This is a genomic window from Streptococcus mitis (assembly GCF_047462815.1).
In the GTDB taxonomy this organism is placed as follows: Bacteria; Bacillota; Bacilli; order Lactobacillales; family Streptococcaceae; genus Streptococcus; species Streptococcus mitis_DO.
The window spans coordinates 138,428-162,874 of record NZ_JASHFB010000003.1 but is presented as its reverse complement, the minus strand read 5'-3'; the positions used below and the strand labels follow the sequence as shown (position 1 = coordinate 162,874).

Annotated in this window: 27 protein-coding genes, 1 tRNA gene and 1 rRNA gene; 2 read left to right on the top strand and 27 right to left on the bottom strand. The window is 40.5% G+C overall.

From position 1 onward, the window contains the following. From QM865_RS02800 to rlmD, 3 genes are all read right to left on the bottom strand, one after another. Nucleotides 1-79: ribosomal RNA gene (locus tag QM865_RS02800) — 16S ribosomal RNA — on the bottom strand; the annotation flags it as partial. 242 nt (nucleotides 80-321) lie between these two features. Beyond that, nucleotides 322-393, bottom strand: a tRNA-Glu gene (locus QM865_RS02795). Nucleotides 394-454: 61 nt separating this feature from the next. Next, on the bottom strand, nucleotides 455-1,810 hold the full coding sequence (rlmD, locus tag QM865_RS02790) for a 23S rRNA (uracil(1939)-C(5))-methyltransferase RlmD (RefSeq protein WP_153193001.1): 1,356 nt from the start codon (nucleotides 1,808-1,810) through the stop codon (nucleotides 455-457). A 37-nt stretch (nucleotides 1,811-1,847) separates the two neighbouring features. Here rlmD and recX point away from each other — a divergent pair, with 37 nt between their 5' ends. Both recX and QM865_RS02780 read left to right on the top strand, forming a co-directional pair. Then, nucleotides 1,848-2,624, top strand: a complete 777-nt coding sequence (gene recX / locus QM865_RS02785; RefSeq protein WP_203175862.1) for a recombination regulator RecX — start codon at nucleotides 1,848-1,850, stop codon at nucleotides 2,622-2,624. A gap of 88 nt (nucleotides 2,625-2,712) precedes the next feature. Next, complete coding sequence (locus tag QM865_RS02780) at nucleotides 2,713-3,246, top strand: DUF402 domain-containing protein (protein WP_414305960.1); 534 nt, start codon at nucleotides 2,713-2,715, stop codon at nucleotides 3,244-3,246. A 70-nt stretch (nucleotides 3,247-3,316) separates the two neighbouring features. On the opposite strand, the gene QM865_RS02775 is transcribed toward QM865_RS02780, so the two are convergent. The 24 genes from QM865_RS02775 to QM865_RS02660 form a co-directional block, all read right to left on the bottom strand. After that, a complete protein-coding gene (locus tag QM865_RS02775) occupies nucleotides 3,317-4,084 on the bottom strand; it encodes an epoxyqueuosine reductase QueH (protein ID WP_000567567.1) in 768 nt (255 codons plus the stop codon). Nucleotides 4,085-4,221: 137 nt separating this feature from the next. Next, nucleotides 4,222-5,844 (bottom strand): chaperonin GroEL, encoded by a 1,623-nt coding sequence (gene groL, locus QM865_RS02770; RefSeq protein WP_414305959.1) that lies wholly within the window; start codon nucleotides 5,842-5,844, stop codon nucleotides 4,222-4,224. Between the two features lie 15 nt (nucleotides 5,845-5,859). Beyond that, nucleotides 5,860-6,144: a co-chaperone GroES gene (gene groES, locus QM865_RS02765; protein ID WP_000917330.1), complete on the bottom strand. Its 285-nt coding sequence runs from the start codon at nucleotides 6,142-6,144 to the stop codon at nucleotides 5,860-5,862. Between the two features lie 155 nt (nucleotides 6,145-6,299). Next, nucleotides 6,300-6,695 carry a single-stranded DNA-binding protein gene (locus QM865_RS02760; protein WP_261805144.1) on the bottom strand — a complete coding sequence of 132 codons (396 nt, stop codon included), beginning with the start codon at nucleotides 6,693-6,695 and terminating at the stop codon, nucleotides 6,300-6,302. A 76-nt stretch (nucleotides 6,696-6,771) separates the two neighbouring features. Beyond that, entirely contained in the window at nucleotides 6,772-7,533 is a 762-nt protein-coding gene (locus QM865_RS02755) for an SDR family NAD(P)-dependent oxidoreductase (protein ID WP_414305958.1), read from the bottom strand. Nucleotides 7,534-7,573: 40 nt separating this feature from the next. Beyond that, the gene (gene ytpR, locus QM865_RS02750) at nucleotides 7,574-8,200 is read right to left on the bottom strand and encodes a YtpR family tRNA-binding protein (protein ID WP_414305957.1); all 627 of its coding nucleotides are present in this window, start codon (nucleotides 8,198-8,200) and stop codon (nucleotides 7,574-7,576) included. A gap of 15 nt (nucleotides 8,201-8,215) precedes the next feature. Further along, nucleotides 8,216-8,533 (bottom strand): thioredoxin family protein, encoded by a 318-nt coding sequence (locus tag QM865_RS02745; RefSeq protein ID WP_000615777.1) that lies wholly within the window; start codon nucleotides 8,531-8,533, stop codon nucleotides 8,216-8,218. Beyond that, complete coding sequence (locus QM865_RS02740) at nucleotides 8,530-8,829, bottom strand: DUF4651 domain-containing protein (RefSeq protein WP_414305956.1); 300 nt, start codon at nucleotides 8,827-8,829, stop codon at nucleotides 8,530-8,532. The genes QM865_RS02745 and QM865_RS02740 overlap by 4 nt, the downstream gene beginning before the upstream one ends. Before the next feature lie 90 nt (nucleotides 8,830-8,919). Then, nucleotides 8,920-9,993, bottom strand: a complete 1,074-nt coding sequence (locus QM865_RS02735; RefSeq protein WP_414305955.1) for an N-acetylmuramoyl-L-alanine amidase family protein — start codon at nucleotides 9,991-9,993, stop codon at nucleotides 8,920-8,922. A gap of 119 nt (nucleotides 9,994-10,112) precedes the next feature. After that, a complete protein-coding gene (locus QM865_RS02730; RefSeq protein WP_265528802.1) occupies nucleotides 10,113-11,720 on the bottom strand; it encodes a CTP synthase in 1,608 nt (535 codons plus the stop codon). A 342-nt stretch (nucleotides 11,721-12,062) separates the two neighbouring features. Beyond that, on the bottom strand, nucleotides 12,063-12,650 hold the full coding sequence (gene rpoE / locus QM865_RS02725) for a DNA-directed RNA polymerase subunit delta (RefSeq protein WP_000418409.1): 588 nt from the start codon (nucleotides 12,648-12,650) through the stop codon (nucleotides 12,063-12,065). Nucleotides 12,651-12,765: 115 nt separating this feature from the next. After that, on the bottom strand, nucleotides 12,766-13,521 hold the full coding sequence (locus QM865_RS02720) for a DUF3883 domain-containing protein (RefSeq protein WP_414305954.1): 756 nt from the start codon (nucleotides 13,519-13,521) through the stop codon (nucleotides 12,766-12,768). Nucleotides 13,522-13,590: 69 nt separating this feature from the next. Then, nucleotides 13,591-16,242 (bottom strand): valine--tRNA ligase, encoded by a 2,652-nt coding sequence (locus QM865_RS02715; RefSeq protein ID WP_414305953.1) that lies wholly within the window; start codon nucleotides 16,240-16,242, stop codon nucleotides 13,591-13,593. A 124-nt stretch (nucleotides 16,243-16,366) separates the two neighbouring features. Then, nucleotides 16,367-17,368: a virulence RhuM family protein gene (locus tag QM865_RS02710; protein WP_414305952.1), complete on the bottom strand. Its 1,002-nt coding sequence runs from the start codon at nucleotides 17,366-17,368 to the stop codon at nucleotides 16,367-16,369. A gap of 31 nt (nucleotides 17,369-17,399) precedes the next feature. Then, on the bottom strand, nucleotides 17,400-18,641 hold the full coding sequence (locus tag QM865_RS02705) for a hypothetical protein (RefSeq protein ID WP_414305951.1): 1,242 nt from the start codon (nucleotides 18,639-18,641) through the stop codon (nucleotides 17,400-17,402). 251 nt (nucleotides 18,642-18,892) lie between these two features. Further along, entirely contained in the window at nucleotides 18,893-19,471 is a 579-nt protein-coding gene (locus QM865_RS02700; RefSeq protein ID WP_414305950.1) for an AAA family ATPase, read from the bottom strand. Continuing rightward, nucleotides 19,471-20,031, bottom strand: a complete 561-nt coding sequence (locus QM865_RS02695) for a GNAT family N-acetyltransferase (protein WP_203175845.1) — start codon at nucleotides 20,029-20,031, stop codon at nucleotides 19,471-19,473. The genes QM865_RS02700 and QM865_RS02695 overlap by 1 nt, the downstream gene beginning before the upstream one ends. Then, the gene (locus tag QM865_RS02690; RefSeq protein WP_203175843.1) at nucleotides 20,018-20,596 is read right to left on the bottom strand and encodes a flavin reductase family protein; all 579 of its coding nucleotides are present in this window, start codon (nucleotides 20,594-20,596) and stop codon (nucleotides 20,018-20,020) included. Before QM865_RS02690 ends, QM865_RS02695 begins: the two co-directional genes overlap by 14 nt. 283 nt (nucleotides 20,597-20,879) lie before the next feature. Continuing rightward, nucleotides 20,880-21,275, bottom strand: a complete 396-nt coding sequence (locus QM865_RS02685) for a helix-hairpin-helix domain-containing protein (protein WP_000038635.1) — start codon at nucleotides 21,273-21,275, stop codon at nucleotides 20,880-20,882. 95 nt (nucleotides 21,276-21,370) lie between these two features. Beyond that, on the bottom strand, nucleotides 21,371-21,625 hold the full coding sequence (locus QM865_RS02680) for a DUF1912 family protein (protein WP_049540673.1): 255 nt from the start codon (nucleotides 21,623-21,625) through the stop codon (nucleotides 21,371-21,373). 9 nt (nucleotides 21,626-21,634) lie between these two features. Then, entirely contained in the window at nucleotides 21,635-22,942 is a 1,308-nt protein-coding gene (locus QM865_RS02675; protein ID WP_203175840.1) for a DUF438 domain-containing protein, read from the bottom strand. After that, complete coding sequence (locus QM865_RS02670) at nucleotides 22,942-23,175, bottom strand: DUF1858 domain-containing protein (protein WP_000368739.1); 234 nt, start codon at nucleotides 23,173-23,175, stop codon at nucleotides 22,942-22,944. Before QM865_RS02670 ends, QM865_RS02675 begins: the two co-directional genes overlap by 1 nt. A 265-nt stretch (nucleotides 23,176-23,440) precedes the next feature. Further along, nucleotides 23,441-23,623 carry a hypothetical protein gene (locus QM865_RS02665; protein WP_203175838.1) on the bottom strand — a complete coding sequence of 61 codons (183 nt, stop codon included), beginning with the start codon at nucleotides 23,621-23,623 and terminating at the stop codon, nucleotides 23,441-23,443. A 1-nt stretch (nucleotide 23,624) separates the two neighbouring features. After that, a complete protein-coding gene (locus tag QM865_RS02660; protein WP_203175836.1) occupies nucleotides 23,625-24,404 on the bottom strand; it encodes a hypothetical protein in 780 nt (259 codons plus the stop codon). Between the last annotated feature and the right edge of the window lie 43 nt (nucleotides 24,405-24,447).

The following is a 24,447-nucleotide window of genomic DNA, read 5'->3' as shown; positions in this document are numbered from 1 at the left end:
TCCTCCTTCAGCGTTCTACTTGCATGTATTAGGCACGCCGCCAGCGTTCGTCCTGAGCCAGGATCAAACTCTCATTAAAAGTTTGAGTTCTCACTCATTTCTGTCACTGACAGATTTATTGTTTTTTTATTGTTCAGTACTACAACCTTAGTTGTAGTGCCCTGCACATTGGTTCGTCTTGTTCAGTTTTCAAAGGTCTTTGTCACTCGCTTCTCTCAAGCGACAACTATATTAGTATATCACAGTCGCTTTCGCTTGTCAACACTTTTTTGAAACTTTTTTAAAACTTTTTTCATCAAGTGTTCCAACCGCAACATACCATAGTCCGTACGGGATTCGAACCCGTGTTACCGCCGTGAAAAGGCGGTGTCTTAACCCCTTGACCAACGGACCAGAGTTGTTGTTTTCAACTCTTACTATTATACCGACTTTTTATTTTTTGTCAACTACTTTTTTAAACTTTTTTTATTAATTTTACAACAGCTTCAGTTCGAGCTGTATGTGGGAACATATCGACCGACTGGATATAATGAAGATCATAGACTTCTACTAAGCGTACCAAATCACGAGCCAAGGTCGAAACATTACAAGAAATATAAACCATTTTTTCTGGCACATAAGTAAGAATAGTATCTAATAACTTATCATCCAGACCTGTACGTGGTGGGTCCACAATCAGAGCATCTGCTCGGTAGCCTTCCTTGTACCAACGAGGAATAATCTCTTCTGCCGTTCCAGCTTCATAATGAGTATTGTCAAATCCCATTCTTTTCGCATTTCGCTTGGCATCTTCAATAGCTTCTGGGATAATATCCATTCCTCTAAGTGTCTTTACTTTCTTTGCAAAGGCAAATCCAATCGTTCCCACTCCACAATAAGCGTCAATCAAATGGTCTTCTTTATTAACATCCAAGGCTTTTACCGCCTCGTTATAAAGAACTTCTGTTTGTTCAGGATTTAGTTGATAGAAAGCTCGTGGAGATAGTGAAAATTCATAATCGAGTACACCTTCTTGAATACTCTCTTGTCCCCAGATAATCTCTGTCTTTTCACCATAAATCTCACTGGTTTTAGCTGTATTTGTATTAACAGCTACTGTCACAACTTCTGGAAAATCTTTAACTAAGTCTTTTACTAGTTGGGTTAAATTAAGCTGACGATTTGTAACAATAATAATCTGAACCTGTCCAGTCTTTCTTGCTCGTCGAACCATTATAGTTCTAACACCTAGAATTTTTCTCTCATCTGTGATTGGAATTTGGTGAAAAGTAAGTAATTCCGCTAGACGATTAGCAATCACTTGGGTTTCCTTGTCTTGTACCAGGCAGTCTTTCAACTCTACTAAATAATGAGAGTTTTGTACATATAAGCCCGCCTTGACCTGATTCTTAAATTTTCGAGTCTGAAATTGTAACTTAGCACGGTAGTACTTTGGTTCCTGCATACCAATCGTCGGACGTATTTCATAATTTTCATATCCTGCAGGGGCAAATTTTTTCAGTGCTTGATGAAGCAAGTCCGTCTTGAACTCCAGTTGCTTATCATAATGCAGGTGCATGATTTGGCAGCCTCCGCACTCATTGTAAATAGTACATGCTGGCACAACACGGAATTTAGACTTCTTGTTGACCTTCAGTAATTTTGCCTCTACAAAGTTACGTTTAATAGAAGTAATCTGACAATAGATATCTTCACCTTTGAGAGCACCAGGCACAAAGACTAATGTTTTTTGATAAAAGCCGATTCCCTCACCATTAATTCCCATGCGCTTGATTTTTAATGGTATTTTTTGTTTTACTTTCAGATTCATACCCCTATCTTATCACATTTTGAGTTATAATAGAACTATGAAAATCACAAAACTTGAAAAGAAAAAAAGACTCTATCTGATGGAGCTTGATAATGACGACAAATGCTACATTACTGAAGATACTATTGTTCGCTTTATGTTATCAAGAGATAAGGTGATAAGCGAAGAAGAATTGAAAGAGATTCAGGAGTTTGCCCAATTTTCTTACGGTAAGAATCTAGCTCTCTACCACCTATCCTTTAAAGCACGCACTGAAAAAGAGGTTAGAGAATATCTAAAAAAATACGATATTGATGAAAACATCGTTTCTCAAGTCATTGCTAATCTTAAAGAAGATAAGTGGATTAATGATGGTCAGTACGCTTATGCTATCATCAATGCCAATCAACTTTCAGGAGACAAGGGGCCTTATGTACTGACTCAGAAACTAACACAAAAGGGAATTTCAAAATCTACTATAGAAGAGAACTTGAAAGAATTTGATTTTTCTGAAGTTGCTCAACGCGTAGCTAATAAACTATTGAAAAAATATGAAGGAAAACTTCCAGCTCGTGCTTTGCAGGATAAGATAATCCAAAATCTGACCAACAAGGGGTTTTCCTATTCTGATGCTAAAAGTGCCTTTGACCAGTTGGATAGTCAAGTTGACCAAGAAACGACTCAGGAACTCATCTTCAAGGAACTTGATAATCAATATGCCAAGTATGCCCGAAAATATGAAGGATACGAACTTAAACAACGTTTAACACAAGTTTTAGCACGAAAAGGCTACGATTTTTCGGATATAGCAAGCGCTCTCAGAGAATATCTTTAATATTTTCATGTAAAATTCACAGATTTTAGGTAATTTTATGGTACAATAGTAAACGATAAACTTATAAATTGTAGAAAGTTGGTTAGTTATGAAACTTCCAAAAGAAGGCAACTTTATTACAATTCAAAGTTATAAGCATGATGGGAGTCTCCACCGAACTTGGCGGGACACCATGGTACTAAAAACAACAGAAAACGCCATTATTGGTGTCAACGATCATACACTGGTTACCGAAAGTGATGGTCGTCGTTGGGTCACTCGAGAACCGGCTATTGTTTACTTTCACAAGAAATATTGGTTTAATATCATTGCCATGATTCGCGATAATGGAATTTCCTACTATTGCAATATGGCTAGCCCCTACTATCTGGATGAAGAAGCACTGAAGTATATTGATTACGATTTGGATGTTAAAATTTTTACAGATGGGGAAAAACGTCTCTTGGACGTTGAGGAGTATGAGCGTCACAAACGCAAAATGAATTATTCTGATGACTTGGACTACATTTTAAAAGAACATGTTAAAATTCTTGTTGATTGGATTAACAATGGACGAGGTCCTTTCTCAGAAGCCTATGTAAACATTTGGTACAAGCGCTATGTAGAACTAAAGAATCGGTAAAGTTGTCAAACTGGGGTTAAGACCCCGGTTTTTTTATTTTAAAAACCCAGCTTTACAGCTGGGGTGATTTCTATATATCTAATTTCGTAACAGTAAATTTGATGTGGGAATAGTCTTTTTCAACATCCTTATCCAGCAAGAAAGCTGTAGCATCTTTCTTAACCTGAACCAGGTCAATATTCTGGGCTTGGGCTGCATAGACGCATCCACAATAACATTGACGATAGATATCATACTCCTCACACATCTCTACTGAACGTTTGTAGCCTTGATTTTTCTTGAAATCGCTGGGAAGATAGTGGGTGGTATAAATTTTTTGCACGTCGATTCCGATGCTGTTGATGGTTTGAGAATTCTTATGAGGACTGATGGTTAAAGCCGAACCGAAGTAGTCAAAGCCTAAATCCATAGCCACTTGAGCTGTCTTATCCAGTCGGTAGTCAAAGCAAACCTTACAACGGTCGCCACCTTCAGGCTCTTCTTCCAGTCCTCTGACTAACTTACGATATTCATTTGGTTCGTAGGGAGCTTCTAGATACTGGACCGTATTTCCTGTCCGCTCATTAAAATCACTGACAAATTTCTTGGTAACATAGGCTCGCTTATGGTATTCTGCCTTGGGATGGATATTAGAATTGGCAAAATAAATGGTCACGTCTGCATACTTAGTCAAATATTCTAGAGTATAGGTACTGCAAGGGGCACAGCAAACATGCATGAGAATAGTTGGACGTTGCTCATTTTTCTCCCATACTTGTACCATCTTCTGCATGACACGGTCATAATTAATCTTCTGATTGGGGTTCATCTTGCTCAGAATTTCTTCTACATCGATCATGTTCTTCTCCTTTTTATAGTCTTATTTTATCATATAAGTTAGGAGAGCTCAAATCAATTTAGAAGTGAATATCATAAAAAGGAGGAATAGGCATTCCCTCCTTTTGTGTTTTTTATAAGTTGTTTTCTATAGAAAGCTTACATCATGCCGCCCATCATGCTTGGATCCATTGCTGGAGCCGGAGCTGCTGGTTCTGGTTTATTGGCTACGACTGCTTCCGTAGTCAAAATCAAGCTGGCTACAGATGCTGCATTTTGTAGAGCTGAACGACTCACTTTAACTGGGTCGATAATCCCTTGATCAATCATGTTAACCCATTCGCCAGTTGCTGCGTTGAAGCCTGTACCAACTTCAGCATTTTTCAAACGATCGATAACGATAGAGCCTTCAAATCCTGCATTGTGGGCGATTTGACGAACAGGTTCTTCCAAAGCACGGAGAACAATATTGCGGCCCGTTGCTTCGTCTCCTGTCAATTCCAAATCAGCCACGGCTGGAATAACATTGACAAGGGCTGTTCCACCACCTGCAACGATACCTTCTTCAACAGCTGCACGAGTAGCGTTGAGGGCATCTTCAATGCGGAGTTTCATTTCTTTCAACTCAGTTTCAGTTGCAGCTCCGACCTTGATGACTGCTACACCACCTGACAATTTCGCCAAGCGTTCTTGCAATTTTTCACGGTCAAATTCAGAAGTTGTGGTTTCGATTTGAGACTTGATAACTGCAACACGGTGAGAAATCGCTTCAGGATTTCCAGCACCTTCTACGATAACAGTGCTATCTTTGTCCACAGTTACTCTCGCTGCTTGACCAAGAGCTTCAATTGTCGCATCTTTCAACTCAAGACCAAGATCTTCTGTGATAACTGTTCCGCCTGTTAAGATGGCGATATCTTCAAGCATGGCTTTGCGACGGTCACCAAAACCAGGTGCCTTGACTGCTACCACATTGAAGGTTCCACGAATCTTGTTCAATACAAGGGTTGGAAGAGCTTCACCATCTACATCATCCGCAATAATCAAGAGTGGACGATTGCTTTGGAGAATGCTTTCTAGGAGTGGCAAGATTTCTTGGATATTTGAAATCTTCTTGTCAGTAATCAAAATGTATGGATTTTCAAGATCAGCTACCATTTTTTCGCTATCTGTCACCATATACTGTGAAAGGTAACCACGGTCAAACTGCATTCCTTCCACAACTTCAAGTTCTGTTTCCATACCGCGTGACTCTTCGATAGTGATGACACCATCTTTGCCAACTTTCTCCATGGCTTCAGAAATGTATTCACCGACTTTTTCAGAACGAGAAGATACAGCTGCAACTTGAGCGATAGCTTCTTTATTAGCAACAGGGATGGCATTGTTTTTCAAGGCTTCAACTGCTGCGACAACTGCTGTTTCAATCCCACGACGAATGCCGATTGGATTTGCGCCTGCTGTGACGTTTTTGATTCCTTCGCGGACGATCGCTTGAGTCAAAACAGTTGCAGTTGTAGTCCCGTCACCTGCGATATCATTTGTTTTTGAAGCTACTTCTGATACCAATTTGGCACCCATATTTTCGAAATGGTCTTCCAACTCGATTTCTTTGGCAATGGTCACACCGTCATTGGTAATCAAAGGTGAACCGAATGATTTTTCAAGAACGACATTCCGACCTTTTGGTCCCAAGGTTACTTTAACAGTGTCTGCAAGGATATCGACACCACGGACCATAGCTGAACGAGCATCAGATGAAAATTTAATTTCTTTTGACATACTTACTTTCTCCTTCTATTCTTCAATGATAGCCAAGATATTAGCTTCGCCAACGATGATGTACTTTTCATCGCCATCTTTGACATCAAGACCTGCATGGGCTTCAACTAAGACACGGTCGCCAGTCTTAACGCTTGGGGCAACCAAATCACCGTTCAAGGTACGAACACCTTGTCCAGTAGCTACAACTTGGGCTGTTTTTGTTTTTTCTTGGGCTGAGCCTGCGAGGACAAAACCTCCAACAGTTTGTTCTTTTTCTTCGATTTTCAAGACCACACGGTCTCCTAATGGTTTCAACATCTGCTTTCCTCCATGATAAGATAGATACTATTAGCACTCTTTACACCCGAGTGCTAATCCATAGTTCTATTGTATCACTTGGTCAGAAATAGTCAAGAAAAAAGTCTGACTTTCTCAAGATAAAAAGCCTGAGAACAACTCAGACTTTTCAATGTTTAAAATGGTAATTCTTCCTCTTCCAGGACCAAATCTGCCAAATCTTGGCCTGCATTATTTTCACGAATGGCACGTTGAGCACGACTTTCCAATAGTTGAAATCCTGTGACAAGTACTTCTGTCACGTAGTTCATCTGGCCATTTTTCTCAAAACGACGGGTACGAAGTTCTCCATCCACTGAAATGAGACTTCCTTTTGTTGCGTAGCTTGCCAAAGTTTCGGCTAGTCTGCCCCATAGGACCATATTGACAAAATCAGCTTCACGTTCACCGTTTTGGTCTTTGTAACGACGATTCACAGCAATGGTTGCTCGCGCAACTGACTTGTCATTGTTGGTTTTGTGCAATTCTGGTGTAGACGTTAAACGTCCAATCATAATAACTTTATTATACATATTTTCTTCCTCCTACTTATCTATTCGTAGGAAATCAAAAAAGTTACAGAAATTTGTAACTTTTCGAGGAAATTTTTTACTTTTTATGAACCATGAAACCTGTTGCCTGTTGATTGGCCATGATGGTCATATCTGTAATCTGCACACGACGAGGTTGACTGGTCACATAGACTACTGTGTCTGCAATATCCTGAGCTTGCAAGGCTTCGATTCCCTGATAGACGGACGCAGCTCGCTCTTTGTCACCATGAAAACGAACTGTAGAGAAATCTGTTTCGACAATTCCAGGCTGAATGGTCGTAACCTTGATATCCGTTGCAATGGTATCAATTCGCAGTCCATCTGAAAAAGTCTTAACTGCTGCCTTGGTAGCTGAATAAACTGCTGCACCTGCATAAGCATAAATTCCTGCGGTTGAGCCCATATTGATGATATGTCCTTGATTGGCTTTTACCATTGCTGGCAAAAAACAGCGAGTGACTGCCATCAAACCCTTGACATTGGTATCCAACATGGTCAACATATCCAATTCTTCATAGTCCTGATAGGGGGCTAAACCTAGAGCTAGCCCGGCGTTATTGACCAAGATATCAATCTGCCCTATCGTTTCTAGAATATCGGAGCAGACAGTCTTCACCATAGTCATATCCGTCACATCCAGTGGAAAGATCCAAACTGTTTGATTTGGATAGGTTGCTGCAAACTCTGACTTGAGAACCTCTAATCTGTCTGTCCGTCGTCCTGTTAGAACGACATTCTCCCCCTGCTCCAGATATGCACGCGCAATCGCTTCACCAATGCCTGAGGTTGCTCCTGTAATCACTACATTTTTTGCCATCTTATTTCCTTCTATCTGGTCTATCAGATACTGACAATTCTTAGGCAGTCCAGTGTTTGGCTGGGTCAAATGGAGTTCCGACAACTTGGTCTTCTGATAATTCAATAATACCACGTTTTTGCGGAGCATTTGGCAGATGCAATTCACGAGGACTGCACATCATGCCAAAACTCTTTTCGCCACGAAGTTCGCCTGGGAAAATGAGGTTGCCTTTGGGCATCATCGCTCCAGGAAGAGCTACAATGGTTTTCAATCCAACACGCGCATTAGGTGCTCCGGCAACAATTTGCACTGTCTTGTCACTTGAGACTGCAACTTGGCAGATGTTGAGGTGATCACTATCTGGATGAGCTACCATCTCGACAATTTCACCAACAACAAACTTAGGTTCCTTGTCATTGACAATTTCTTCTGTAAAACTTTCCGCCTTCAATTCTTGGTTCAAACGAGCGACTTGCTCATCTGTCAAAAAGACTTGACCACGCTCAGCAATTTCAAACAAACTCGAAACTTCGAAAATATTCCAAGCCACTGTTTCCCCATTATCTTTGAGGAAAACACGAGCTACCTTGCCTTTGCGCTCCACATCCAGTTTGGCATCTCCACTGTTTTTCACGATGACCATAAGGACATCACCGACATGTTCTTTGTTATATGTAAAAATCATTGTTTCTATTTTCTCCTATTTCAGTCCTGCTAAAAAGTCGTTAATTTGTTGCTTACTTTTACGGTCGCGATTAACAAAACGACCAATTTCCTTGTCCTTTTCTAGAACAACAAGGCTAGGAATTCCATAAACATCCCAGAGTTTAGCCAAATCCATATACTGGTCGCGGTCCACCCGAATAAAGGTGAACTCTGGATTGGTTTCCTCAATTTCTGGCAAGGCAGGATAGATGTAACGACAATCGCCACACCAGTCCGCCACAAAAAGAAAGACCTTCTTGCCATCTTTTTCTACTAAAGATGCTAATTCTTCTAAACTTGCTGGTTGTATCATAAAACTTCCTCCTCATAGACTAGGTCTTCATTTTCATAGACAAAGGTATAATGACGGCCATCCTCAAAAATGACGCCACCAACCAAGCTCTCCAGACTGCTTTCATAAACTTGAACATATAGGGTCGCAATTCCCCCCATGTCGGAAAAATGGTCTCGCACAATCGCTGTCAACTCTTCCTGAGTCTTCATGAGTTTATGGTCATCTGCAACTTTTTTCGTAGCAAGGGTAAGGCTCCCAATAGCAAGCAGAGCCAAGCCTGCCATCCACATTTTTTTAGCTTTCATACCATTCATTTTAACACAAAAAACGCTTCAGGACAAATGAGGAAGCAGCAGAAAAGCAAGTAAAAAGCCTCTTCCTTTAAGGAAAAGGACTTTTTATTCTTATTGCCAAGCGCCTGAGTTGCCAACATAGTAACCATCTGGTGTATAGGTATTGCTAAGCATCTTACCTGATGAAGCTAGATAATACCACTTACCATTGTCTTTGACCCAATCATTCGCAATCATGGCACCAGAAGAACTTACATAATACCATTCTCCCTTGTCATAAACCCAAGTGCTTGCTTTCATGGCTCCTGAAGTTGATAAATAGTACCACTTGCCTTGGTCGTAAAGCCAGTCACTAGCAATCATAGCTCCTGATGATTTAAAGGCATACCAGTTGCTACCTTGATAAAGCCAAGTTTGATTGAACATGACTCCTTTATCATTCATAAAGTACCAAGTTCCCTTGTCATAAACCCAATCCTTCTGCACTAATTGACCTTGTTTTTGATAGTACCAGTTTTGGTTTGATTTTAGCCAACTTTCTACTTTTACAATTGGATAAAGTTCTTTGAAAGATCCTCTATCATATTTATGACTGATAGACTTTAGTTTTTCAAGTTTCAACTCGCCATTGTCATAGTCTGCCCAAGCAAAGACTTTTTGACCATTGACAGTCTCTGGTAGGGTGGCAGTGTAAATCTTGGTTTGATAATCCCATTTTGTATCAAGGTAGGTGTATTGATTATTTGATTCTTCAATACGATAGTAACCTCTCTTTCCACTATCATTATGAATATCATCTACAACTTTCGTTGACCAGGTCTTTACTTCGTTTCCGCTCTTAGCCTCGACCTTGATATCTCCTCTATAGCCATATGGAACATAGAAATTCAGGTAACGCCCTTCTATACCAATCATAGACTTGTCCTTTTCTTGACCTAGAAAATTGACTGTCTGATCTTGACCATTGAGACTAACCGTCCACTCGATTTTCTCATTTTTTGGTAAATCCAAGACTTTAATATCCACTTCATGACCATTATTAAATCGAAGAATCTTGCCATCTTGATACTGTACTCCACACTTAACAACCCATTCTTCTTTAAGCTCAAATGCCTGCCCTGAATGAGGGAAAGCTAGTAAAGCTAGACCTGTTAAAGCTAAACTAAATAGTGTGATTTTTTTCATTGTAGTTCCTCCTTAGGATTTTTTATGTTAATTATATCACTATGTTTTTATTTTGCAAATCTTATCCTAAATATGCTAGTAAAAAACCTCTGAGATTCTTCTCAAAGGTTCTGATTTTGCTAATTGCTGTTCTCAACTGCTGCAGTCACAAAGGCAGTGTAGAGTTCTTCTGGACGATTTGGACGGCTTGACAGTTCAGGGTGATACTGACACGCTACAAAGAATTTATTTTCAGGAATTTCTACAATTTCTACCAAACGATTGTCTGGAGAAACACCTGAAAAGACAAAGCCTGCTGCCTCAAACTGCTCACGGAAGGCATTGTTAAACTCATAACGGTGACGGTGACGGCGTTGCACCACTTCTTGATTGTGATAAGCAGCTGCTGCCTTAGAGCCACGTTTCAACTTAGATGGATAAAGTCCCAAGCGAAGGGTTCCCCCCATATCCTCAACATCAATCTGATCACGCATGATATCAATGATAGGGTATTTTGTTTCTGGTGCAAGCTCTGCAGAATTGGCACCTTCAAGACCTAAAACGTGACGAGCAAACTCGATACAAGTCAACTGCATTCCCAAGCAGACTCCCAACATTGGAACATCATTTTCACGCGCATAGCGAATGGCTTGGATTTTCCCTTCAGTACCACGCTGGCCAAAACCACCTGGTACGATAATTCCATCCGCATCAGACAAGAGCTCTGCCACATTCTCTGCTGTCACATCATTGGCATTGATCCAATTGATTTTCACTTCTGCCTCGTTGGCATAACCAGAGTGTTTCAAGGCTTCAACCACCGAAATGTAGGCATCTTGCAACTCAACATACTTACCGACAAGGGAAATCTTAACTTGTTTCTTAAGGTTCATGACCTTGTCCACCATGGCTGACCATTCTGTCATATCCGCTACTGGTGCATCTAATTTCAAATGGTCACAGACAATTTGGTCCATACCTTGCGCCTGCAAGTTCAATGGAATTTGGTAAAGGTGTTCAACATCCAACGATTCGATAACGGCTTCTGGTGCCACATCACAGAACTGGGCTAGTTTGTTTTTAATTCCTTGACCAGCTGGCTCTTCTGTACGAATAACCAACATATTTGGTTGGATTCCCAATCCACGCAATTCTTTTACAGAGTGTTGGGTTGGTTTGGTTTTCATTTCACCAGCAGCCTTGAGGTAAGGAAGCAAGGTTGTATGGATATACATGACATTATCCGCACCCACATCTGCTTTCATCTGACGAAGGGCCTCTAGGAATGGCAAGGACTCGATATCTCCTACTGTTCCACCAACCTCTGTGATAATGACATCAGAGTCAGTCGTTAGAGCAGCACGCTTGATTTTCTCTTTCAAAGCATCTGTGATATGAGGAATAACTTGAACAGTTGCCCCAAGGTATTCTCCACGGCGTTCCTTACGAAGAACTTCACTGTAAATTTTACCAGTTGTCACGTTGGAATATTTATTAAGATTGATATCGATGAAACGTTCATAGTGACCCAAGTCCAAATCTGTCTCAGCTCCATCATCTGTCACAAAAACTTCCCCGTGCTGATAAGGGCTCATAGTCCCCGGATCGATATTGATATAAGGGTCAAACTTTTGAATGGTTACTTTGAGACCACGATTTTTCAATAGACGGCCCAAACTCGCTGCAACAATCCCTTTCCCAATAGACGATACCACACCACCAGTTACAAAAATATATTTCGTTGACATAGATTCCTCTTTCTAAAATGCTCAATGTCTTGTCAACTACGAGGGGACATAGAAAACAAGACCCTACTAATAAGAATAATCTGGGATGACTGCACCAGATTCACAACAAATACTCTTCGAAAATCAAATTCAAACCACGTCAGCTGCGCCTTACCGTACTCAAGTACAGCTTGCGGCTAGCTTCCTAGTTTGCTCTTTGATTTTCATTGAGTATAAAATACAAGAATATAACTTCTTGAAAAAACAAAAATAGCTCCCTAAGAACTAGGGAGCCCCGACCTCCAAAAGAGGTGCCCGAACAATATGATACCTAAAAATAGGATAATTGTCAATAGCTAACTTTTATTCCTCGATGTTTTCAGTATCATCATCTGAAAACTCGTCGTCTTCTTCGTTGAGATCCACGTCTTCACCCAAGTCATCAGGAGCGATTTCGTTGATTTCTGCATCGTAAGCTTCCACTTCATTTTTCTCATCATCTGGATTTTCATCATCGTATGAAAGAGCTGGATCTGCTTCGTATGCATCTTCGTCTTCTGGATCATCTGCATTGTAGTCAATAGCATCTGAATCACCATCCATGAAGGCATTGACACGTTTTTTCTTAGCTTTTGGTGCTACTTCATCGTCGTCATTTTCCTCAAGAGCGATGATTTCTTCGTCGATTTCATCCACACCATACCATGAACGAAGCCCCCATTTGTTATCTCCAAGTGAGATGAAGCTACCGTCAAAGTTCAACTCTGTGTAGAACAAAGGTAAAGCTTCGCGGATATCGCTGTTTGATGTTCCAAGGTAGTTTTGAATTTCGTTTACAAGATCGCTAAAATGCATCTCATGATCGCGACCACGAAGTTCCAAGATAGCACGCGCTACCTCAATCATAGATAGTTCACTTTTTTCTTGCCCAGCAAATACTTCTAATTCCAAAGCGTTTCTCCTCATTTTTACTACTATCGCCAGAGTAAACAGACTCTGACCTCATTTTATCATTTACTCTTTATTTTACGATAATTTTGCGGAATAGTCAAAGGTTAAGGGGGAACTAATACAAATCTTCTAAGCTTCTATATTCAATAATTTCATTTTTTATAATATTCTTTTTAAACTCAAAATGTTTTAAAGGATTATCGATTAACACTAGCTTTGGAATATCATCTAGGTTGGTAACTAGAGATAAAATAAAATCTGATTGAAACTCTTTAGCTTTCTCAAATTCGTTGGCAGTCAATCGAATGCGACCCTTAGATTTTCGAATTCCTTTAACTTCGGCAAGATAAGAATGTTCTTGAACATCTACTTGGAAATCATATCCATCACCATAAAGACGGGCATCGGTCAATAGTCCACCTTGAAATTTTTCTTCTTTATCAAAGTTGAGTATAAAATAATTTTCTGCTTCCATTCCAGTTTCTTGTAGACGTTTGAATTTAGTTCGAATAATTGGTTTTTCAATGGTAGTAATGCCTGTTCGCTTTCCTTCACTAGCAAGTAGCATTTTAACGATTTCAGCATAACTATGAACATCTTCATTTCCAAACATCATATCAATTAAATCTTTACGAAAACGGTAAACTTCAGCCTTCTGCCACCAACCTTTTCGATTATTGTCAAAATAAGGATCAAATAAATCCATTCTATTTTTTACAACTCCAGTTGTTTCAGCAATTCCCAGAGAAACCACATAGCGATAAAACTCCGACTTACTAGAACATTGAAATTCTTTTATAAAAAGCTTGTCAAACTTGGCAAGACCGTAGCCAATTAAATTTAACAATTCATAATGCGGGTGTTTAGACATTACTTTCTCCATCAATAGATATTGATTTCATTATACCAAAAAACACGGCTCATCACCGTGTTTCTGTGTTTATTTCACCAACTTCTTCATCTCATCAATACGTGCGACGGTCGCGTCGTATTTGGCTTGGTAGTCGGCTTGTTTGTCGCGTTCTTTTTGGACGACTTCTGGTTTGGCGTTGGCTACGAAGCGTTCGTTAGAGAGCTTCTTACCGACCATGTCCAGTTCTTTTTGCCATTTAGCAAGTTCCTTGTCGAGACGGGCCAGTTCTTCTTCGACATTGAGGAGGTCTGCCAGTGGCAGGTAGATTTCTGCTCCTGTGATGACGCTTGACATAGCGAGTTCAGGTGCAGTGATGGTTGATGCGATTTCCAAGTGTTCTGGATTTGTGAAGCGTTTAATGTAGTTGACATTGCTGTTAAAGAAGGCTTCCAAGTCGCTATCGCTTGTCTTAACAAGGATGGTGATAGGTTTGCTTGGAGCTACGTTTACTTCCGCACGCGCGTTACGAACGGCACGGATCAAGTCTTTGAGGCTTTCCACACCAGTGTGAGACGCAAAGTCTTCAAAGGCTGGGTTGACAGTTGGGTATTCTGCTGTCACGATAGAGCCTTCTGAGATTTGTCCAAAGATTTCCTCTGTCACGAATGGCATGATTGGGTGGAGGAGACGAAGGATCTTGTCCAGAGTGTAAAGGAGAACAGAACGTGTGATAACTTTCTCTTCTTCGTTGTCGCTATAAAGGACTTCCTTAGTCAACTCAACGTACCAGTCCGCAAACTCGTCCCAGATGAAGTTGTAGAGGATGTGTCCAGCAACACCAAATTCAAACTTGTCAAAGTTTTCAGTGACTTTGCCGATCGTTTCATTGAGGTTGTGGAGAATCCAGCGGTCGGTGACATTTCCAGCTTCCTTGTTGACAACTTTTTCCACATTGGCAGTTGCTTGCTCAAGGGTCAAGCCTTCATTGTTCATGAGGATGTAGCGAGAGATGTTCCAGATTTTGTTAATGAAGTTCCAAGAAGCATCCATTTTCTCGTAAGAGAAGCGCACGTCTTGCCCTGGTGCAGAACCGTTTGAAAGGAACCAACGAAGGCTATCTGTTCCGTACTTATCAATAACATCCATTGGATCAATCCCGTTACCGAGAGATTTCGACATCTTACGACCTTGCTCGTCACGAATGAGACCGTGAATCAAGGCATTTTTGAATGGCGACTTGCCAGTAAATTCCAAACCTTGAAAAATCATTCGAGATACCCAGAACGGGATAATATCATAACCAGTCACCAAAGTTGATGTTGGATAATAACGTTTGAAGTCTTCTGAGTCGACATCCGGCCAGCCCATGGTAGAGAATGGCCAAAGAGCCGAACTAAACCACGTATCCAAGACATCTTCGTCCTGAGTCCAACCGTCACCTTCTGGAGCTTCTTCGCCGACATATATTTCACCCTCAGCATTGTACCAAGCAGGGATTTGGTGACCCCACCAGAGCTGACGAGAGATTACCCAGTCGTGGACATTTTCCATCCATTGGAGGAAGGTATCGTTGAAACGAGGTGGGTAGAATTCTACCTTGTCTTCTTTATCTTGGTTAGCAATAGCATTTTTGGCCAATTGATCCATCTTGACGAACCACTGAGTAGACAAGCGTGGTTCCACCACAACACCTGTACGCTCTGAGTGACCAACACTGTGGACACGTTTTTCGATTTTAACGAGGGCACCGATTTCTTCCAGCTTAGCAACAACTGCCTTACGAGCTTCAAAGCGATCCATGCCTGCAAATTCAAAGGCCAAGTCATTCATGGTTCCGTCGTCATTCATAACGTTGACTTGTGGCAAGTTATGACGTTGACCAACCAAGAAGTCGTTTGGATCGTGGGCAGGTGTGATTTTCACGACACCAGTACCAAACTCAGGATCAGCGTGTCCGTCTCCAACGATTGGGATTAATTTATTAGCGATTGGAAGGATGACGTTTTTACCAATCAAGTCCTTGTAGCGTGAGTCTTCTGGATTGACCGCAACCGCAACGTCTCCAAACATGGTCTCTGGACGAGTTGTCGCAACTTCAAGGGCGCGTGAGCCATCTTCCAGCATGTAGTTCATGTGGTAGAAGGCACCTTCAACGTCCTTGTGGATAACCTCGATATCAGAAAGAGCTGTGCGAGCTGCTGGATCCCAGTTGATGATAAATTCACCACGGTAGATCCAGCCTTTCTTGTAAAGGTCCACAAAGACCTTGCGAACAGCTTTTGACAAACCTTCGTCAAGAGTGAAACGCTCGCGAGAATAGTCTACAGAGAGCCCCATCTTGCCCCATTGTTCCTTGATGGTAGTGGCATATTCGTCTTTCCATTCCCAGACTTTTTCCAAGAATTTTTCACGACCTAAGTCGTAACGACTAATGCCTTCACCACGCAAGCGCTCCTCAACCTTAGCTTGAGTAGCAATCCCCGCGTGGTCCATACCTGGAAGCCAAAGTGTGTCAAAACCTTGCATGCGTTTTTGACGGATGATAATATCCTGAAGAGTAGTATCCCAAGCATGACCAAGGTGGAGTTTTCCAGTAACGTTTGGTGGTGGAATCACGATAGAATATGGCTTAGCCTTTTGATCGCCTGAAGGCTTGAAAACATCTTCGTCAAGCCATTTTTGGTAACGACCAGCCTCAACTTCGGCTGGATTGTATTTAGGTGAAAGTTCTTTAGACATGTGTTTGTCCTTTCTAGTTAATATCTTTAAATAAAATTAGTAGGTAGAAGATAGGCTTTGATTCAACTCATCTTGTTTTTCTCAGCATCTTCTATTAGCATAAAAAATGTGTAAAATTTTTACATTAACTTTCTCTCATTATCTTCATAATATGTTTATCAAAGTCTGATATGATTTTTTGAGTTCGGTTAAATTTTTCATACTCTTGGATGGCTTTTGAGTCTGCTTGTTTCTTGGAAACACTTCCTTTTCCTTCTAAAATTTCGTACTCATTAAAAGATAGAAAACGATCAATACTATCTGCCAATCCTCGCATTGTAAAAGTATTACGGCGCTCAACCAAACCCTCGATATAATCAAAATAGGCTGTAACAGTTCGCTCTAGTTGTCGAATTTCTTTTTCTTGCAAATAGTTTTTAGCCACCGTTACATCTGATTTGAGCACTCGTCCATCAGGTGCATGTTTCCAAGTAGTTAATCCCATTTTTTCTTTACTAGCATCGGCTTGCTGATAGATAATTTCTGCAGCCGTACTTCCAGTAATTGCATAATGAAATTTATTTTGCACCATAGCATAGAAATTTTTAGTAATATCTGAGTTTCGATCATAATCTATGGCACATTCGGCAAAGATATCCGTAATTTGTTGATAGATTCGGCGCTCGCTAGAACGAATAGAGCGAATTCGTTCTAAAAGTTCACGAAAATAATCTTTTCCGAAAACTGTCTGTCCTTGTTTCAAGCGTTCATCATCTAAAACAAAACCTTTGATAATAAATTCTTTCAAGGTCTTGGTTGCCCAAATTCTAAATTGAGTAGCCTTGCTGGAATTTACACGATAGCCTACTGAAATGATAGCATCCAGATTGTAATATTCAAGTTCACGCCTGACAGTTCTATTGCCCTCTTGTTGAACCTGTGCAAATTTTGCACAAGTTGACATCTTATCCAACTCACCACTATCATAAATGTTTTTCAAGTGCTTTGTAATGACACTTCGTTCAACTCCAAAGAGTTCTGCAAGACCTTTTTGAGTCAACCAAAGATTTTCATCCTGTAAAAGGATATCTAGCTGAACATGGCCATTGGGTGTAGTATACAGGATGAAATTAGAAATTTCATTCAAGACAATTTCACCTCCCCCCTTCCATAAACAATTACTTCTCGTTCTTAAACTCTATGCCGTTTTCTTTCAGCTTTTTAACGGTTACGGGACCAATTCCCTTCAAAGCAAGAACTTCTTTTTCAGTCCATTTTTTGAAATCTGAAGACGTACGAATCCCATTTTCAACAAAGATGTGAACAAAATCCATCCGAATTCCCTTCATTTTTTCCTCATTCATAAAGGAATGCCAGTCAGTGACCTCGGATAAATTTCTTATCATACTGGAATGATTCGAAAATACTGGTTTACGGCGGAACTTTTTGGCTTCGTTTGTTAAAAATTTCGTTAAAATAATATTTTCTTGTAAATAGTCAAGCAGAGGATACAAACTAGCTTGTAGCGATTCAACTGAATTTGGACAATAGCATTCTTGATCCTCTATATCTATTACCTTGAATTGCCAATCTTCCTCTATAAAGAATCCAACAGCTTCATCATTGATTTCCACTAATTTTGCAAATAGCTGACTGGCTTCCTCAATTTTTCCTTGAGAAAAAGCAGAGATAATGGCATGAATAAGAATTGTATCATCCCGTTTCCCTTTATTTAATTCTTCACGATAGAAACGCTCAACCTTTAGCTCCTGACCGGTGATATGATACAAGGAAAGCATACAGAAGACAAAATTAGGAGGAAACCGTTCTGGTCGCTTACTCAAATATAGGTCAATCAATTCTATAGCCTTAGAATTGAATTTCTCCATCATATAATACTCAATCAGAAACATCAGAGCAGACAGGATAGGGCGTGCTTCAAAATAATTCCAACTATTGTATCCATTCACTTTCCATTTTTCTAAAACTAGAATTTCAAAATCCAATACTTTTTTAAAAGTTGACAAATCAAAATCTTCAACTTCTGATAAGAATAAATGAAAATCAGCAGCAAAATAATCTGGATTTATTTTTAAAACTTGCTTTAACAGTTTATTTCGCTTCTGTGTATTCGGAGTATGCATAGCTTCTCTAAATAAAGCATGATCCTGATTCCAATCAAAAGTCCTATTTTTCAGTTGGTAATTTATTAGCTGAACATCTGGATACTCTCCATGTTCATCAGCATATTGCATCACTGCTGTATGTAGTTCATCGAAATTTTGAATAGTACGACGTTCTACAAAAGTTGGATTTTTGGCCATGATTTCTGTCCAAGCAGCCTCTTCTTCAGAAATAACTTTGATATCCAACTTTTGCTGGCGTTTTAATTCTTTTTTTCTATTTTTCTTTTTAGCCATCTATTTTCTCCTATAACTCATTCTTCAATAGATCAAACTCTACCTCTGCTGTATTGGATATTCTTACAGCCTCGGATACAGGCTTTAATGGTAAATCTCAGCTTCTTTGTGATTCATTTGCTTTGAAGGTTGTCCCCCCCAAGCGCGATTAAGGCTGAATTTTCTAGTTACGTTTAGTGGTGGAAATCGTGATCAAAAAAGTTTTAGACTTTTGAACTTCTTGAGTCTTGAGAATATCTTCTTAAAGTTGTTTAGATATGTGTTTGTCCTTTCTCTATTTTGTTCATTTTATTTTGAATTTGCTTAGCAACTTCTTTTGCAGTCAAACTCGTATTATTTATTTTAAAGTAATGGTGCAACTCATTCGGTTGATGTTGAGAATTTAATCGAAGTGTTTCAGCGGTCTCTAAAATTTCTCTTTCAGATACCTCAATATGTCGTTTTAAGAGTTTGTGCTTTAATCGATTCTCCGTTCGATTTCGACGTAAACGCTCTTCAAGACTTGTTTCCAACTCAACAAACAGAATCTCTTGATGAAAGTTATCCAATAAATCCTGAATTTGCTTTAAATACATCAGCTGGTACTGATTTGAAAAATCAATTACGTCAGTTAAAATTACTGATCGCTGATTTCTTGCACTTGCTCCAAGGAAAGAAAAGGTCATTCCACGAACAAATTCCCACATTTCCTCTGTAAAGTCCTGATAGATTTCTAATGCAAAATCGATGGCTTGATGGTTATAAAAGAGGGTAGCATCTGTCAGTCGAGATAACTCTTGACCAATCGTCATTTTCCCAGAAGCCGGAGCCCCAATGATGAAAAGATGCATCAAATCACCTCCCACTCACTCCTCAGCAAGCCATATGTCAGGCTGTCACAGCGATTTCCTTGAACATCTTTACGGTCTCGGATACGAGCTTCGAGGGTAAAGCCAAGCTTTTCCGCGACTCGTTGACTTTGGATATTATAACCAAAACAAGTCAGTTCAATCTTGTGAAGACCCAAATCTTTAAAGCCTAAGTCAATCAAGGCAAACGCTGCTTCTGGTACATAACCTCGTCCCCAATAGTCTGGGTGCAAGGTGTAGCCAATCTCCAGTACATCGTCTTCGTGCCGATGGTTGAAATCAACAGAGCCGATGACTTTATCGGTTCCTTTGACGACAATTCCGTAGCCAGCTGGGAGATTTTCCTTTTGATTGCGTTCGGGAAGGATATGCTCCAGATAATAAACCTCATCTTCCAAGGTCTTGACTGGAGGAAAGCCTGCTGGATAGGCGACCTCTGGGAGACTAGCGTAGGTATGGATATCCTCAGCATCTGCCACTGTACGAACTCGTAGGACGAGTCGTTCGGTTTCTAATTGTTCTGGTAATTCAGCTCTTGACATCCTTCTTCCTCGCTTTCTTTATGAAGCTCCCCATAGGGTCAACACGGTTATCTAAATAGCGATAAACGCGCTGGTGACCGTCCCCCATAAAGTAAGTCGGTGAAAAACGGTCATTTTTAAAATGCCCTTTCTCATCCAAGAGATCTGGATCAGCAAGTCGCTCGATAATCTTGGCAAAGATATGACAGATTCCATCTTCCTCGATAATTCTATCAACTTGACATTCTAACACGACTGGACAAACCCCTAAAATCGGTGCCTGAGTCCGTTCAGAAATCTCGTAGTCTAGCCCCAGGTGTTTCAATTTCTCTCGATGACTGATAAAACCAGCCTGCTCCATCTCGAGCATGAGATTTTCATCAGGAATATTCACAGTAAACTTCTGGTAATGCTTGATTTGCTCAGCCGCATTTTCCTCAGCTCCGACACCAATGACTAGCCAATCTCCCAAGCTATAAGAGGAGCTACAGGTCGTAATATTGTGTCCAAAATTCTGATCCTGATATCCCAAAATGAAGATAGGAAAGCCATAGTAGAGTTTACTTGTTTTAAAAGATTGCTTCATAACAACCTCCTTTAACTAAGACGCAAAAGAAAAGCCCTGCCATCTACATGACAGGGACGAATGTATTTATCCGCGGTACCACCCAATTTCGGGCAGTTGCCCGCAACTCTCGTCTTTAAAACAAAAAGACACTTTTATTTCAATTTTTCATCCATTAGCAACTAGTTTTGACACATTTGTGGACTTCTCAGCACCGCCACTTTCTGTAAAATGCGGGATTCAAAACACCTCTAATGGCTCTATTGTAGCAAGATTTTTTCGGAAATGCAAGGAACAAGAAAAATTACTTGAACTTGATGCCATTTTCCTTCAATTTCTTGATTGTAGCTGGGCCGATTCCTTTCAAGGCAAGGAGTTCTTTTTCAGTCCAGTTTTTGAAATCTGAAGCAGACTTGATTCCTTCATCATAGAAAGTTTTGGCACGATCAAGTGGAAGTCCACCCAAGTTTGCTGCAAAATCTTCTACAGAATTGGCTACTTTTTGAGCTTGTTCTTTAGTAGCTTCTACTGCTTGTTCAACCTTTTTAGAAACAGCCTTACCAGCTTGGCTTGCTGACTGTTCTGCACGTTTTACGACTTTTTTTGTCTCTTCTACAACCTTAGTCACAGTACTTGAAAAGGCACCTGCGCGACGGAGGCTATTTCGTAATTGTTTTTTACGATTGAGTTTCTTTGACATGATAAAATCCTTTCAATAAAAAACCCCTGCTCTGACAAGGATTTAATATAAATATTCTATCAAGATTTTAGTAAAAAATCAAGAATCTTTCTCGTTTAATAATTTCGCTCACCGAATAAGCCTTCTGGCAAATCATGAAATCCCTTGCCTGATTTGAAGTTTTCAAACTTACCAAGTAAGAACTGATAAGCATCCAAGCGACTTTCGTAGCGAATCATAGCATCTTTGGCACGCTCGTCTTGGTCTTCTTCGTAGACTTTTTGGCTTTCCTTATGTGCCATGTCGTTGATCATAATCTGGGTATTGACCCAGGCTTCAAATTCCTTCATAAATTCTTGTTCGTAACTCATTTTTTCTCCTTATTCTAATCCACGGAAATAGTCCCTATCAATCTCACGGTAGGGCTGGATATCCTGAACGTATTCCAGCACACCTTGGAATTCTCCATCTTCATCGTGCACTGCTGCGTAGGTGATGTGGACAAACTTACCTCGCGACTCGGACTTAAACCACATTTCATACTTATTCTTGGTCCCCTCACGAAGTCCCTTCATGATAGTCTTGACCTTGTCCAAGTACTTAGGCGGATGGCAAAGTTCAACATTACGCCCGACTTGGGACGGTGTCCGTTTGAAAATCATCTCATCAGCTGGCGCATTGTCATTGTAATACTGGAAAATATCGTCTTTATTGACAAAGGTAATCTCCATGGGGAGGTGATTGAGGATGAGATTAGCCTGCTCGACTGAAAGATAGCCATTCCCAAAAGCCTGTTGACTATGACGGTCCAGCACTGCTTCCTTTTCCTTAGGGGTAAAGGTAATGGTAAACTGTCCTTCTGGCGTATCGATAACTTGCTGAACTTGCCCCTCTGCGCTCTTTTCCTCGACGAAACTCTGTCTTTCTGGCACCCATTTCTCAGACGGACGGATGATGGCATAACCATAGGCATCGCTCTCCTCTGCAATCTGAAGCCAGTCATCCTGAGTAAAGGACTCAAGGAGAATCATAAGGAGGATGGACTCTTCCTTGAAAATCATACTTTCAAACTCTGTCGTAAAGGCTTCAAAATCTTCTTTTACAGTGGAAATCGGCACTTCAGGTAGTGACTTGGCCGTCGCTAAAGCTGTTTGAAATAGTTCCCTGATCTGATCGTCCACTCCCCACATAACTTTGGGAGGTGAATCGTGACCATAGCGCTCCATGATGGGGAAGAAGAGCTCTTCCTTGCGCTGGTAGTGGATATCAAATTGCCCCAACAGCCCCATTTGACGGACCAAGCCCTTGCGCATCTCCGCCAGCATTTCTTCATCTTCCATAGACTCATAGGTACCTACCAATCTCCGAATGCGAATCAAGGCAGCACGGAGGGCCAGATTTTCATCCTTGAAAACGCGAACTGGGTGACCTGGGTGCTCGGTATCTGCAACTTCGACACCCTTAACAGCATTTTTAAACAGATTGGCATGGACATCACAAAGTTCCATAACATCTTCAAAGGTGACACCTGAGTCTGAGTTCATCAGCTCGTGCTCCATAAGGGAAATCTCGATGGCTGAAACACCTGTAAAGGTCGCATCAAAGCGCTCCTGAACCGACTCAGGAGAGGCGCCATTATGCAATTCTAACAAAATATCCCGCAGGACATGAATCCGTTCATCTGCCATTAGTCTAACCCAATCACTTCGTAGCCGTTTGCTTCCAGCGTGCGGACAATCTTGTCCATAGGGGTTCCTTCCAGCTTAGAACCCTGTTTGAGCGATACTTTACGACCAACTGTATTGCGCATCAAGGGATTGGCAAGGGGTTTAAATCCCAGCTCAACTAGAATTTCCAAGACTTCTGGATGCTTGTCCACCACTTCTGCAACGGGAATTGACACATCGATGATATTGTCCATGACGACCTCCATTGAATGTTCTAAAATGATTTTACTGCTTTTATTATACCACAAGGAAAGAGATTAAAAAACTAGCAGTAGAGTTCCTGCTAGTTCTCTGCGACTTGGATAACCATCTAAATAAGTTTAAAGAGCCAATCCAATATCTTAAATAATAGCTTGTAAAACAGCAATTGGACTGCAAAAGAGATGATCATCCAAAAGAATTTCAAAATCCCAATAATCGGTTTAATAAAAATAATGGCAAGAAGTCCCCAGAAAAATTTCATTCTCTCTCCTCTGGCTTGATGAGCCACCGAGCCGTATCCATTAACTTGTCTGCAATAAAGAGTTTTCCCAGACCGACAACGACATGGTCATCTTTCTTTATCGTTTTCATCACTTTTACACCTTGCACGGTCAAAAAGTAATTACCATAAGTTTTAGCTAGAGTTTTTATGAGTCCCACATTACTCTCCTTCGATGATTTCAGCCTCTTTTCGGATTGTTTCAACATCTTCTTGATATTGAACTTCACTATAGTTGACTAGCTTGGATAATTCTTTCTGCAAGCTTTCCCCCATTGGTTTCATAGTTGCAAAGGTTAAACCACCTGAAATGATACCACCCAAGATAGGAATGAATTTCCCCATTCCTTTGGCCAGCCCTCCCTTGGTCAGATTCACACCAAATATTTTTAAGACTTTTTTCAAAATAGGGTACCAAAGCGTCTTTGTTAACGCTTTATTAGGTACTGTTTTCATTACCTGTTTGGCAATTGTTATACCACCAGCACGTAGCAAGGCAGCGGTTCCATTTACCCCCAACATTACACCTAGATAAAGCAAGAGGGTATTTTGAGCATCTTCACTCAACTCATCGCGTGAAGCCCAAAGATCCTCATATCCATAAATATAACCTAATTCTTGAGCCAATTTCAGAGAGAAACCATAAAATTGAGCCACATCAGCTGGAATGGTAATTGCCATAGCAATCCCTCCAGGTAATCCTGCCAAAACAGAGGTTCCACTCGCCAATAAAACATTATCCCTAATGCAGGCATTAGCCACTCGATCTAAGATTTCTTGAGATAAGAGAGACGTTGGGCCTTGTTCTAATAAAGTAGGAATGTCCTGTGGATCCAATTCTTTGGAAAACTTATCCACTAAAAATTTCGAACGATCAACCTTAACAACAGGTAGTTTCACCACTTGTTGCAATACTTGCATAGCTAAGTCTTGTTCAGCCATATAAATACCTCTTTCTCTTGTATCTTTATTTCATAATATCACA